The sequence below is a fragment of the Salinithrix halophila genome, assembly GCF_042650125.1.
Taxonomy (GTDB): Bacteria; Bacillota; Bacilli; order Thermoactinomycetales; family DSM-45169; genus Salinithrix; species Salinithrix halophila.
Genome location: NZ_JBHSAP010000018.1, coordinates 582056 through 596205 on the forward strand (window position 1 = coordinate 582056; position 14150 = coordinate 596205).

Sequence of the window (14150 nt, forward strand, 5' to 3'; positions counted from 1 at the left end):
AGGCTATGTATGCAATTTGCGGATATTCTCGGCGGAACCCCGAGCGTTGTTAATGGGGTTTGTCTATCACAGAGATTCCGTAATATTGATGTGACGATTTTAGGCCGCCCCTCTCGTTCCCCCTTGGTGTTACCCCAGTTTTTCAGCTTTGAAAGCCTCGACCGTCAGGGACGTGCATTAAATCTGGGAGAAACCGTTATTTTACAAAAAGAGATTAATCCCTTTATCTCAGCCTTACGAAAGCGGGGAATCAAGGTAACGGCTTTGCATAATCACTGGTTATTCGAAAATCCACGCCTCATGTACATTCACTTCGAAGCCATTGAAAACCCGATTATCTTTGCCAGAAAGGTCGCTGAAGCCTTAAAGGTGTTGGGCAGATAACTTACGAGGAGATCTATTTTTTCTATGAGAAGACCCCCTTCAGTAGATTTACTCACTTTTTTGGTGATCTACAGGAAGGGGGTCTTCTATTGTAAAAGCTCATTGTTTCCGTATTCGAGCAAATAGATGGATTCTGTGAACCTCTTGCCATTGAAATGGTGAGCTTCAGGAAAACCCACTCCGATTCCTGGAGTGGGCTACAGGCTTAAGATACCGTTATGACCTCCAACCAGCAAGATCATGGCATGAACTCCGATGACCCCGTAAACCAAGGGAGTGAGGGGAAAGGTACGAACCGTCAACCCTAGCAGGATAACAGCAAATACCGCCGGTAACACCTCCAATACCCACGTGAACGGATCATAGGGATGGATGGCCGACCACATAAAAACGATTAGAAAACTACCCAATAAGAACCATAAATATGATTTCACAAAGATCTCTTCTTTCTCCATATCTTACTGGGGACAGGCGGGTTCCTCAAGCATCAGGGAGAACCGCCGTTGACACCAACACCCATAGTGTTATAAAAACCATTCCGATGGTTGTGGGACCCCTCTCGATATCTTCTGCGGTATAAGGAACCCTGCCCTTCTAAACCCCCTTTCATTCAGCCGATGGCGAAAGGGGGTATTTTTTAACGAATTTATTTTCTATTCAAATACTATGATTCAATTAAAAAATATTTGACAGTTCATCTCTATTGAAATATATTGAATTTAATTGCTAGCTTCTTATGTTGATAGAAAGAAGCTTCTATTTCCATCACTGTAGCACTCAAAAAGAAAGGGAGTAGAGTAGAAAATGAAAAAGTGGATATACCTACTGCTCAGTGGTTTATTGCTGGTTTCACTAAGTATCACACCTTCAGCGGAGGCTAAAAATCAAAAACCCTTTAACCCCAAGGACTTTTCCACCTATGGCCTTGGGTTAAATAAAGGGTTGGAAGATAAGAACATCAAGAAGTACACGCCAGAAAAACGGTTTATCAGTAAAGATGAGTACCAGAAACAACCGGCCTCCGACCGGAAAAAGACCAACGTACTCCCTGCCAAGGTCGATCTTCGCCAGTATTTTTCCCCCATCCGGAGCCAGGGGCGTTTCGGCACATGTGTCGCTTTCGCCACAACCGGGCTACGGGAGTATTACATCGGCAGGAACAGTTCCGCCCGGGGAAGCGAAATCAGTTATCTGTCCCCTCTCTATATCTATTATCCCAAAGGACCAAAGGATGGGATGGCACTAGACAGCGCATTTCGAGTTATGGTAAGGAAAGGCGTCACACCGGAAACAGAACGACCGTATGATCTGGATCCCGAGAATACCGCTCAATTTTCAGCTCCCTTAACACCCTTGCAAAACAAAAACGCCAAACCTTATCAGATTGAAGACTATCGCATGATTTGGGGAAGCCGCATGATCGACGAGATTAAACAAGCTGTCGCTAACGGAGACCCAGCCATGGTAGGCATCGATGTTTACCCCAATTTCGATGCAACCCCCTCTTCCGGGATCGTTCCGCCCGTGGGTGAGAAGAAATCCCGGGGTGGACACGCTCTCGTCGTCGCCGGATATGACGAAGAAAATCAATGGTTCATCCTTCGAAACAGCTGGGGAAACCGCTTCGGTGACGGAGGATACGTTTATATGAAATACGATATCCTGAAAGAGATGGACCACGGATACGCTCTTATTGCCGAGCCCTATGCCAACCAGACCTACCCTCCCCAAGGGGTGAACGTGACCGACACCTCCACTCTCGACACCTCCGTCCGTTTCGAGGTTTCTGCCATCGATGCAGACAGTTATGAGCTCTACCGCGACGATCAATTGGTAAAAACCTTCACCGGTACCCAGGTCAGCGATGAAAACCTGGAACCCGGTCACCATTACACCTACCACATCGTGGCTAAGAATCGAAACGGTGACACGAGAAGCCAACCCATCCAAGTGGAGACTCAAACGGAAACCCTGAAATTGAAAAAAGCAGGCTAAACCCATAGGGAGAGCCAAGCCCAAAAAATAATCCGTACCCCTTTTTACAGGTGGTACGGATTTGCTATGTTTATCGCTTTTCCCCTACTTCAATTTCTCACGCAGGACATCCCACATTTTAGGATTTTCAGCTCCAATGTGCCAGCTGATAAAACCACCGATATCTGAATGGTGCTGTTTAACATAGTCGACCGTTTTACTTAAGGTTTGCTCATCCCTTATGATCACGGTAACCGTTTTTCCCTCTTCTTGATACGTAAAGGTTCCTACTCCCGTTACGGGATTTCGCTGAATCTGCGGCTGGTGCTCGCGTACAATTTTGCTTACCTGCTGATGGGATATAAGCTTATCTCCTGCTGCACCTTGTACCTGTTTCTGTGAAAACACATGAAACCCTACATAAATCTTATGGGCAGGGATTTCTCGCTTCCAACGCTCGAGATAACTTTTTAGCTCTTCGCCTTGCTTATGGTAGCTCATAAATCTCACTTGGTCGACGGCTTTCCCCAAGCGTTTCATATCTTCTCCCTGGTGAGGATCCGCCCAGCCCGAGATGGAAATCTTCTTGTTTCGCTGATGGAGTTTCTGTGCCAGCAGTTCGATAAAGCTGGCATAATTGTCCCGTTCCTCAGCAAACATCACTTCATAGTTGATATCCAACCCATCAAACCCGTTATCCATTACCCATTTGACGAGGCGATTGGTTAATACTTCCCGTGCTTCAGGGGTACCGATTTGGTTATGCAGCTCCTGCTTATACTCTGGCCGCCCCCACTCTTCCACATTGGCAATGGTAGGCATGACTGCTATGCCTTTTTCCTTGGCGATGCGCATCGCCTGTTCATTCGCATCATCCGCATATTTCATGCGTGTAATTTCTCCCTCTGGAGTAAGCCGATACCAGAAAAATCCGGTTGAATCGATCACATCGGCATTCTTCTTTAAAGCCTTGGTCGCACTTTCCTGCATCCAGAAGGGGAACCATACCGCCACCTTCAACCCATTTTTCTTTTGATGCTCCCCTTGGGGGGGATTGGGTTTGGATGGTTGGGGAGGGTTTGTCACCGGTGGTGATGGTTTGGTTGACTTCTCCTGAGGAGTGGAGGGTTGTTTCGGTTTTTGTTGCGGCTTTTCTGAGTCCTTGTTTGTGGTTGCCCGCTCTTTGGAAGGCTCTTTTTGATCGGAGTCGGAGGAAGCGTCTTTTTCTTTGGACGGTGTTGCTGTTTGTTGTTGATGCTTAGAAGGTGAAGGATTCTTCCTTTTTTGGGTTTGTCGAGGCTGTTCTTTCGATAGACGTGTGGCCTCTCGTTGTTGATGGTCAGTGATGCTCTGGAGAAATTGTTCCTTCTTTTTTTCATGAACAGGTGCCGTCACTATTTTCTGATCGTTTTCTTCTTCTTTATCTGCTTCTTTGGTTCCCTCCAGGGAGTTGAATAACTCGGCTTCCTGTTCAGTGGCTGTAGCTGCTCGGGTACTCTTTTGATCTTTGCTGTCGGTTGCGCTCGAGTCAGAAGCATAGAGCCAACCGGCAGACAGGGCGAAGATGCAAATAACGGAAAGGGCGAGGATCCATTTGCCATTCAGTTTCTTCCGGCGCTTTTTTCTTTTCATTGGGTTTTCCTGATCCATGCGTATTTCTCTCACTCTCCCAAACGACGTTTTGAATAAAGTTAAAATCATTTCCAATCAGGATCAGTTCGCTTGGATCCATATAAGAGAGGCAAATGGAAGGCATGAGACAAGTTGAAGGCGTTTCCCAATCATTATAAAATTAGAAATAATCTGCCTCCATTACTCTGTAAGATTAAGCCCTCTTACCAATTGAACCAATCCCTCATACAGGTTTTTAGCCGGGAAACCACATCATCCGTCGATGAAGCTTCCGGATTGGAGCGTTTGTTAGAACCTTTGTTAACCAGATTAACGTCAACCACCTGATAAAAAGCATTACCGGTATCCGCGACTTCCCAGACACCCAGAATCAGGTGGTAACCGCTGCGGTCGGTCGGTACCTTACATGGATGGGTAACGGTAGAAGAAGGCCTAGATCCGCCATCGTTGAAAGAGCAAAAAGGTTTCGACTCAAGGGCGGCACGGGTCAGCGGCTTATTCGGGTTCCAGTTCTTTTTGGTGATATAATATTTCCATTTGGCGGTGCTGTGGGGTGCGGTCAAATGCCATTTAAACGTCTTCTTGCCCCCACGTAGGGTTACTTTTTTCCATCGAGTTGACTTTTGTGCATCGAGTTCCGGGAAACGGTCGGCCCCGGCAATATGGCCATTCGAGGGACCTGATTTCGGGAAGGATCCTTTTGCTTCCAGGCTCTGCGGTTCATACTGTATGGGACCACAGCCCTTGTTTTTGCCTTGTTTACACAGATAGGAACGGCTCGCCGGAGACTTAATATAACCATGGGCAGAGGCACTCTCGGCAAACAAGAGCATACCCGCTGCAAGCAGCAGGATCATTCCGCAAGCGGTAAGTAGCGACGAACTTTTAAACCACTCTTTCACCCGGAAACAACATTGTTCCATATGATCCGCCCCTTTTCTTTAATATTGATAAGAATGGCCGGTCAACCATGGAAAAGTGCCCTCATTAAATATAGATCCCCCCTTTCCAGATGTCTGTCCTCCTTATTACGACCCGACGCCCTTAAAAACGATCCTCCTATTACATTTGTTTCAAATACAAATAATTTTATTAAAAAATAATAAAGGGAGGAACTATACTTGGTTACAAAAAACCCGTACTCCAAGATGGAATACGGGTTTTGCCGTATGCTCCGATTAGCTCTGTGAGGCATAGGGCGATTGATAACGTTCAATTTTCTCCTGGAAATCACGGACTTGTGCTTCCGCCTCCCGACTCGTCTTCCCCTGGGCCACCACTTCAAAATGCGCTTTTTCTGCATCAGGCAGGATAAGTACCCACCCCGCCTCCGTCAACACCCGAATTCCGTCGAGAAGTTCCAGGTCGCGCCCCTTCATTTCCTGCATTAGTTTTCTCATTACCCGCCCTTTGGCTTCTATGGGACAGCCTGCTTTCTTCCGGCTTAGATGGATGGGGGGAAGTCGCTTTAGGGCCTCCTGGAGGGTGATTTTCTCCACCGCTACGTACTCCAGGAGGCATGCCAAGGTGTAAAATCCGTCGAAATACACCTGGAGAGAGCTGGTTCGATCCACCTCCAACACCGCCCGCACACCGTCTTTCGTCCGTACGGGCTCCACCCCTGCGTTGCGGGCAACCATCTCTGCCGCCGAGGGAGCCGTCACCGGAATAGCCACTCTCTCCTGCTTCAGGATCGCCAACAAGGTCTGCAATACCGTTAATTCCGAATGACTCACACGGTATCCCTTCTCTGTAAATAGAGAGAGAGACTGGCCGCTTCCATCCATCTGGATCCCGAGATCCGCCCGATTATCGAGAACAAACCGGTCCAGGGCCGGACATTGGCCGAGCACAGTTACTACTTGACAGCCCAACTGTTCCAGGAGAGGCTGGATCACCGGGAAAAATGGTGTGTTCTCGCTATGGAAGACAAGCCGAAATTCCCTCTCCCTCACTGCGAGGACGTTGATCCGAGACATTACCTCCCTCTGGTAGGCTTCCACCGCTCCCCCCCACCGTTCCACGATTCCGCAGCTCTTTTCCGTAGGCCTCGCGTATTCCTCCTGCATCCAAGCGTGTTCAATTTTTCGTTCTGTTCCTTTATCGATGGGAAGCCCTTCCCTATCGAAAAATTGGAGGACCGTCCGACTCCCGGCACTCTCATTGGACCGACGGAGGTGAATGCCCCCCTGCTGTTTTTCTCGGCGGCAGGCATGGCGAACCACCGGAGCGGGGGCTGTTCCCAAGTCGCGTACATGAATGCCGGAAGCAAGGAGGCTGGAGAGGATCGCATATTTCAGGATTTGACTGTAGACGGCATCGTCACTGCTGACCACCACCACCGACTGGGGCGGTAACACGGAGGCATAAGCGGAAACAATGCCCCCCGCCCGTTCTGGTGTCAAATCGAGATTGGTGATTCCGCTCACGCCGTCAGAGCCAAAAATCCCCCGGGAGACGGATGCACCCCAGACGAGTGAGTGCTTCAATATACAACCGGGACCAACCGTTTTTCCCGGATAAACCTTTACCCCAGCTTCTACCACCGCCGTCTCACCAATCAAGCTCCGGTCCCCAACCACTGTGTCCTCACCGATCCGAGCCCCTTCCGCAACTCGGACATCATGGGTCAGCGTGGAACCTGACAGGGAGCTTGCCGCTCCCAGGGACGTCCGGTTCCACAGAATGGATCGATCCACCCTGGCCCCGGAAGCGATCCGATTGTACCGTCCCAGCACGGCATAAGGGCCCACTTTTGCCTGAAGGCTTACCTTCGTCCCCGCCCCGATAAAGACGGGAGCCTGGATGGAAGAGGTGTCTTCCACTTCCACCCCCTCCCCCACCCAGATATGGGGTTCCACTTCCGTTCCAGGGATGGAGACCTTCACCCGACCCTCCAGCATATCCATCTGGGTCTTTCGGTATTGCCGCAACGAGCCGATATCGGACCAGTATCCCTCGGCAATATACCCATAGAGCGGTAAGTTTTTCGCCATGATCAGAGGAAAAAGATCTTTACTGAAATCAAAAGATTCCCCGGAATGAAAAAAGGAAAGGATCTCTGGTTCCAGTACATAGATCCCGGTATTTACCGTATCACTAAACACCTCACTCCAGTTCGGCTTCTCCAGGAATCGGAGGATGCGGCCTGATTCATCGGTCATCACCACCCCGTATTCCAGAGGTACCTCCACTCGAGTCGTGACAAGCGTACCGATCGCCCGACGCTCTCGGTGAAAGGCCACAGCCTTATCCAGGTCAAAATCCGTTAATGCGTCCCCGCTGATCACGATAAACGTATCATCCAGGAAATCCTCGGCATTTTTGACGCTACCCGCTGTTCCCAAAGGGAGCGTCTCCTCGAAATACTGTATCTTCACCCCATAATCGGAACCATCCCCGAAATGGTTTTGGATAGCCTGCGGAAGATACTGAACGGTGACGGCGATCTCTTCGATGCCGTGGCGTTTCAACAGTTCAATGATATACTCCATACACGGCTTATCCAGCAGAGGGACCATCGGCTTTGGCAGTCGGCTGGTGAGAGGACGCAGGCGGGTTCCTTTTCCTCCGGCCATGATCACGGCTTTCATATGCATGCATTCTCCTCTCTAACCCTGGATACTGGATTCCTGGTAACCATGAGGTAACTGCAATCTCGGGGAAGTATTTTCTCGTAGAGGCTGATCGTTCCGTTTGCGATACGATTCCAGTCGAATCGGCTCAGTTCCTCTTTAGCTCGCTGGGCAAACCCGGCTGCCTGTTCCGGGTCGGACAGAATGGTGTTGATTTGCAGAGCAAGCGAATGAACATCCTGCGGATAAGCCTTCAGTCCCGTGTAGCCATGTTCTACTACATCAGCGAGCCCCCCTGTGTCGGAAACAACAACAGGGGTACCGGCAGCCATCGCTTCCAGTGCGACGATGCCGAAGGGTTCATACCAACTGGGAAAAACGGCGACCGAAGCGGAGCGAAGCAGGCGGTTTCGGGCTTCATCGGATATAAACCCGGTAAAAAGGACCTTATCCGCCAGATTGAGCTGCCGGGACAACTCCTCCCATTCTTCCTTCATCGGCCCTTTACCGGCGATGACAAACTTGGTATCGGGGTGACGGGAAAGGACCCGTTCCGCCGACCGAATGAGCGTTTCCACTCCTTTCTCCCGCACCAGACGACCGATAAAGAGAACGATCCGCTCATGAACCATAGCGAAGGGCTCTTTATTTTCCTCTCTACCATCAGCGACCTGGATCAGTTCCGGGTCCACCCCGTTAGGGAGAACTTCTGCCTTATCCGAAGGCATATGAAAAATTTGTTCCACTTCCCTTTTCATATACGTACTGCACAGAATGACCCGATCTGATTCATCGATGAGTTGCTGTTCCAAGCTGTGGATGCGATGTTGGAGATCCGTGTGAATCCCCTGGTTGCGCCCGTGTTCCGTCGCATGGATGGTAGACACCAGGGGAGATCCGAGGCGGTATTTTAATGCTTTGGCTGCACGGCTGACCAGCCAGTCATGGGCGTGGATGATATCGAAGGACAAACCCGTGTCCATCAGCGCATGAACGGTATCGACCATCATCAGATTCAGCTGGAACACCCAATGATAAAATTCGTCTCCGCAGGGTTTCATTACATGAACCCGATGAACGTGGATTCCCTCTACCATCTCCGTATGGGGATCATCTCCGATTTCCGTCGTGACTACATGGACCTCCCACCCTTTTTTCACCAGTGCACGGGACAAATCATAAACATGACGGGACAATCCCCCCACCATCATCGGCGGGAATTCCCATGCCAGCATCAGCACACGAGGGCACTCGGAAGCGACCGGTACCGTCCCTCTGGTTAGAGGGCGGTACCAGCGGTAGTCCATCTGTGGAAACAAGGGAGTTAGCGCTTCCGCCTGGGCGATCCACTCCTCATCCAAGGAAGCCGCCTCCAGCATTTCCATCAAGCACTCGAAGCGGTTGATATGATGTTTGGTCCGTTTGACGGCGTATTCCACCATCGTTTTGTTGTCCATAATGAACGCCCAATCACTCGCCTGAGCCAACATCAGCTCCCGTCCCGCCTGGTTTAAGGCACGGCGCTCCAGGGAAGAAGGACGGTCGAAACGCAGGGCCAATGCTACCAGCCTCTCCTCGGAGCGATGGAGGACCGGATAGATCCAGTCGTTCGTTCCATTGAGCCACACATCAGCGTAACCGTGCCGGCCCCAGGTGCTCATTGCCAGGCGACACACTTGGTAATCTCCGTAACGATCCAGATATTCTGAGGGTGTAATCGGCTGAAGTTCATCTTGGTCGAAGTGCATTTTGCGAAAAAGCATATCGAGAAATTGAGGACCTTCAAACCACCAGTGACCATATAGTTCTGCATCATAAGGCGCGGTTACCACGGGCTTGCGACCGATGGAATGAACCCCTTCCCGAACTTGACACCTTCGTTCCCAGAGGAAATGATCCGCATGCCGAGCTGTTTTCTCTCGGGCCCATTCAAGGTTGTAAGGTTCTTTGTGTTCTCCCGGGCCGGTAATCCGATAATACTTAAACCCGGTGTTGATGCGGATGCCTTCAGGGTGGATATAGGGGCGGATCGTCTCAAAATCCAGATCGTAACCGATGTCCCGGTAGTACTCGCGGTAATCGTAATCCCCTGGATAACCCTCTTTAGAACTCCACACCTGTTCTGAAGCTGCGGGATCCCTGGCGAATACAGCCGTTCCCTTTGGTGTCAGCACCGGTGAAAGTAGATCGAACACCGGAGCGGGTTCCGCTAAAGCCAATCCGTGGCTATCCGTAAAAAAATAGTCGATCCCGTTTTCCTGTAAAAGCCGGTCAAGATCCGGGGCATACCCGCATTCCGGTAACCAGATCCCTCGGGATTTCCTGCCAAAATGATGTTCATGGAGGGTGAGCGCCGCCCTTAATTGAGCGTGGATCGATTCTTCCCTTTTTACAAAAGGAAGAAAGGGGTGGGTTCCCGCTGAAGTTATTAACTCCAGCTTTCCCCGGTCAGCCAGCTCCCGGAAGGGACGAACCAGATCCCCGTTGTAATGCCTCCAGAACCGATGAATACTTCCCAGTCGTTCCCGGTAGTAGTTGGCTAGCCGATGAAAAACCGGATCTTTCCGAGTACGGTCGACCTCCTTCTCCGCTAAATCAATCGATTGGTTCAGATAACGGAGAACCCGTTCTTTCAACAAATCGTCAGTCCACATAGAAAGAAGAGTAGGAGAGATGGAGAAAGTCAGACGAAAATCCGCCCCATCCCGGAGAAGCCCTTGGAAAACCTGCAATAAGGGAATATAAGTCTCCGTGATCGCCTCAAAGAGCCAGCGTTCTTCTAATGTGTGCTTCCGTTCAGGGTGGCGGGTATAAGGCAGATGGGCATGTAGTACCAAGGCTAAATAACCCGACTCCATCAACGATTCACCTCTTTATCTTCTGGCACCAGCGTATAGCCGCTAAATTGCTCGGCCCACGGTTCCTTGATCGCTAGAGGTACTGACGACGGGTGGGCAGACTTTGCAACTTCCTTCCGAGAAGAGTCCGACCGCTCCCCGAAAGCGATTAAAGGAGATGTCCTCCTCTCCCTTGTCGGCGGAGCTTCCACCGTATTGGACCGGAGGAGGGCAAAAAACCGGCCCTCAATCGTCCAGGTCCCGAACTCAGCCAGATAGAGCCTACCGGGTTCCAATCCGTTGATATACCAACGGTCGTCGAAAGGTCCTACATTTTCCACCCGACAGGAGTGGGCATACTCCCCGTCATAGGAAAGATCCGTCACATTGCAAAGCCTTAGGGAAAAAGGAAGGTGCGCCCAATCGGATTCAAAATGTTCACAGGTCATCCTTCGGCGGAGATCTCCTACCCGCCAATAGGCCCACAGGGTCCATGGATTTTTGACCAGAAGGGTCAGTCGGTCGGGGGTACCTCGTTGATCCCAGCTTTCATCCGACAGGCCGGTACCTCCTTGTGACTGTTCCGCCCGAATGATCCGATCCCAATAAAGAACTTCTTCCACCGTAATTTCTGTGAGCCCCCTTTATGTGCAAAACTATTCCTTTTCATATGTTCCAGGAAAAAATTTCATGACACAACGATCCTGCTTTAAGGAGTCTATGAATGGCTCCGGTGTTTCAGACACACCTTGAATCGTTGAAACCGCATACAAAGAAAAATTCGCTGGAAATCAAAAAAACACCGGGATAACCCGGTGTTTCAAATGGAACAGGAAGCTCCTGTCCGATCAATATTGGATCAAGGTGAAAAGGTCCACATCCTTCAGTTTATCCCGTCCGTGGAGATAGGTCAGTTCAATAAAGAAGGCGGCTCCCACCACCTCTCCCTTCAGTTGGCGTACAAGGTCTAACGTCGCGTTAATCGTACCGCCGGTGGCCAAGAGATCATCGACGATCAATACTTTCTGCCCTGGGTCGATCGCATCTTTATGGACCGCCAGTTTATCTTTGCCATATTCCAGGCTATATCCTGCTTCCACTGTCTCTCCGGGCAATTTACCCGACTTCCGGACAGGGACAAAACCAACACCCAGCGCATAGGCCAGAGGCGTTCCAACCACGAACCCCCTCGCCTCGGGTCCTACCACAACATCGATCTCTTTCCCCGCCACCTGGCGGGCCATCTCATCGATGGCCGCCTGAAAAGCTTTTCCGTCCTTTAAAAGAGTGGTGATATCTTTGAACCGGACACCCGGCTGGGGGAAATCCTCGATTACCCGGATTTTCTCTTTAAAGTCCATGTTCCCGTTCCTCCCAAGTTCAGTTCATATGGAAATAATGAAGCGATATAATGGCACAGGTCGCGGGTGGAAGAGTAAACAAACAACTCCTGCACCTTCTCCCTTTCCAGTTGGCGCATATATCGGTCCGATTCGGTTAGGGGGCGCCTGGAGGCCCCTTCGATCATCTCCAGATTGCCGTCGGGGAGACGGAGGAAACCTAGCTCCTCGAAAACATCCACCATGAAACGGATCCAACGTCCAGACAATCCTGTCAGGCGAGATATCCGCTCAACGTCCCTCGGAAGCCGTACTCCTTTTTTCCCCATAAGAAAAGCATACAGTCGTTTAAACTGTTCCCGCTCAGGGGTTCGACTCAAGCCATGATCCAACTCCGTGTCCCCATAGGCAAAATAAAGTCGCTCCACCCGAGACAGGGAACGGAGGAACTCCGGGAAACAGCCAATGGTGACCGGCAAATCGGCCAACACAAGCCAACGCGTCCCCTTCAACCCTGAAGGACAGGTACCGGATTCCACTTCTCCCCAAGAGAGAACCCCCGCCTGGCTGCCTTTATCGAGAAACTCCCGACGTTTGCGACTATCGGAGATGACGAACAGAACATCCTTCCGCTCCGCCAGAAAGCGGTAACGATCCCCTTTATCCCCGTTGCTGCGCCAGTCGAACACCTGAACATGGGGGACGGAGATATCCCGGATTAGGAGTTGGGGCAGACGCCGGTTGTTCCACTCATTGATGGAAAGCTCACCCAGAAGTTCGGGGTAAGAGGCGGGAGAGATCTCCTCCGCCAGCTCACCGAGCCGAAAGCCGACAGCATCCAGGGTTTGACCCTCTTCTTCCAGGATCAGTTTCAGATGATTTTTGTCCCGTCCGATCCGCTGCATCCGAGAGAGAGCTGCACCCGTGACACGAAAACGCGGGGTAGGATTCCCCATTCCATATGGGGCAAGCCGTTCCAGCTCTTCAATCAGGGAGAGACTAACCTCGCCTACAGTCAGTTCCCCATCCACCCGGGAGCAGGGGATATAATCTTCTTCTGCCAACCACTCCCCGGCCAATTCATCCAGCCATCGATGTAACTCCGGGAGATTCTCCTGCGGCAGGCTCATCCCCGCTGCCATCTGGTGCCCTCCATAATGGGGAAGCAGATCGGAACACCGGCTAAGAGCCCGGTACATATCCAAACCTGTAATACTCCGGGCGGAGCCTTTGGCCATCCCTGTTTCTTCGTCGATACCCAGCACAATGGTCGGGCGATAATACTTCTCCACTAGCCGGGAAGCAACGATCCCGATCACCCCGACATTCCACCCTGGTGCGGCCACCACAATAAATCGCCGGTTTTTTTCGGGTTCTGCTTCTACCATCGCCGAGGCTTCCTCGGCGATGGCCTCCACCAGCTTCTGTCGCTCCCGGTTCATGCCGTCCAGTTCCTCGGCAATTTGACGCGCTTGATCGGGATCCCCGGTCAGAAGCAGTTCCACCGCTTGGTTGGCGGAGTCCAGGCGCCCACTGGCGTTGATTCGGGGACCGAGGGAGAAACCTACGTGCCCAGCCCCTACCTCCCCATCGCAGCCAGAAACTTCCATCAAGGCAGTCAGCCCGGAATTTTGGCGCTGATTCATTCGTTCCAGCCCAAGGGCAGCCAATACCCGGTTTTCCTCTACCAAAGGCACCAGGTCGGCAATTGTCCCCAACGCTGCGATTTCCAGCACCTCCTCCGGAACGCGTCCCAACAAGGCCTGACACAGCTTAAAGGCAACACCTACCCCCGCCAGCATGTCGAAGGGATAGGAGCATCCCGGTTTTTTAGGGTTAATTACCGCCAGAGCCTCGGGCAACTCCTTCGGCGGCTCGTGGTGATCGGTAATAATCAAATCCAGCCCCAATTCCTTGGCGAGAGCTGCTTCCTCCACAGCACTAATACCCGTGTCGACGGAAATCATCAGATCGATCCTGTTCTCCACCGCAGCACGGAGGGCATCCCCATTGAGGCCGTATCCTTCGGTGAAACGATTGGGTATGTAGTAATCCACATCAGCGCCCAAATCACGGAACACCCGCATCATCAGGCTGGTGCTGGAGACACCGTCAGCATCGTAGTCCCCGTAGATTCGTATCTTTTCACCGGTTTCCAATGCTTTTCGGATGCGTTCCACAGCGGCCTCCATCCCGTCCAGGCGAAACGGGTCATGAAGCTGGGAAATATCCACCGATAAAAAGCGGCGGGCCTCCTCAAAATCAGTCACTCCTCGGTTATAGAGGAGGCGGGCGGTCAGGGGATGGATCCCCAGTTCATCGGCAAGGGACCGGATATGGGCAATATCGGCCTCAACGGTCTGCCAACGTGTTTTGGATTGGAGCATGTGCGCCCCTCCCTTTCCCAC

10 protein-coding genes are annotated in these 14150 nt (G+C 51.4%); 2 read left to right on the forward strand and 8 right to left on the reverse strand.

What is annotated here, in order from left to right; all coding sequences use genetic code 11:
- The first annotated feature begins 9 nt into the window (after nt 1–9).
- Nucleotides 10–384: a DUF1259 domain-containing protein gene (locus ACFOUO_RS15940; RefSeq protein ID WP_380706125.1), complete on the forward strand. Its 375-nt coding sequence runs from the start codon at nt 10–12 to the stop codon at nt 382–384.
- A gap of 197 nt (nt 385–581) precedes the next feature.
- Here the strand turns inward: ACFOUO_RS15940 and ACFOUO_RS15945 are convergent, their stop codons facing one another.
- Nucleotides 582–818: a hypothetical protein gene (locus ACFOUO_RS15945; protein ID WP_380706126.1), complete on the reverse strand. Its 237-nt coding sequence runs from the start codon at nt 816–818 to the stop codon at nt 582–584.
- Between the two features lie 370 nt (nt 819–1188).
- Between ACFOUO_RS15945 and ACFOUO_RS15950 the strand changes: the two genes are divergently transcribed.
- Nucleotides 1189–2379, forward strand: coding sequence for a C1 family peptidase (locus tag ACFOUO_RS15950; protein ID WP_380706127.1), 1191 nt, complete (start codon nt 1189–1191; stop codon nt 2377–2379).
- A gap of 84 nt (nt 2380–2463) precedes the next feature.
- On the opposite strand, the gene ACFOUO_RS15955 is transcribed toward ACFOUO_RS15950, so the two are convergent.
- The 7 genes from ACFOUO_RS15955 to recJ form a co-directional block, all read right to left on the reverse strand.
- A complete protein-coding gene (locus ACFOUO_RS15955; RefSeq protein ID WP_380706128.1) occupies nt 2464–4008 on the reverse strand; it encodes a glycosyl hydrolase family 18 protein in 1545 nt (514 codons plus the stop codon).
- Between the two features lie 185 nt (nt 4009–4193).
- Entirely contained in the window at nt 4194–4847 is a 654-nt protein-coding gene (locus tag ACFOUO_RS15960) for a lytic polysaccharide monooxygenase (RefSeq protein ID WP_380706277.1), read from the reverse strand.
- Nucleotides 4848–5168: 321 nt separating this feature from the next.
- A complete protein-coding gene (locus ACFOUO_RS15965) occupies nt 5169–7583 on the reverse strand; it encodes a sugar phosphate nucleotidyltransferase (protein WP_380706129.1) in 2415 nt (804 codons plus the stop codon).
- A complete protein-coding gene (locus ACFOUO_RS15970) occupies nt 7580–10423 on the reverse strand; it encodes a 1,4-alpha-glucan branching protein domain-containing protein (protein ID WP_380706278.1) in 2844 nt (947 codons plus the stop codon). Before ACFOUO_RS15970 ends, ACFOUO_RS15965 begins: the two co-directional genes overlap by 4 nt.
- Nucleotides 10423–11025 carry a DUF4912 domain-containing protein gene (locus ACFOUO_RS15975; protein WP_380706130.1) on the reverse strand — a complete coding sequence of 201 codons (603 nt, stop codon included), beginning with the start codon at nt 11023–11025 and terminating at the stop codon, nt 10423–10425. Before ACFOUO_RS15975 ends, ACFOUO_RS15970 begins: the two co-directional genes overlap by 1 nt.
- Nucleotides 11026–11250: 225 nt before the next feature.
- Entirely contained in the window at nt 11251–11763 is a 513-nt protein-coding gene (locus ACFOUO_RS15980; RefSeq protein ID WP_380706131.1) for an adenine phosphoribosyltransferase, read from the reverse strand.
- On the reverse strand, nt 11736–14129 hold the full coding sequence (gene recJ / locus ACFOUO_RS15985) for a single-stranded-DNA-specific exonuclease RecJ (protein ID WP_380706132.1): 2394 nt from the start codon (nt 14127–14129) through the stop codon (nt 11736–11738). Before recJ ends, ACFOUO_RS15980 begins: the two co-directional genes overlap by 28 nt.
- Between the last annotated feature and the right edge of the window lie 21 nt (nt 14130–14150).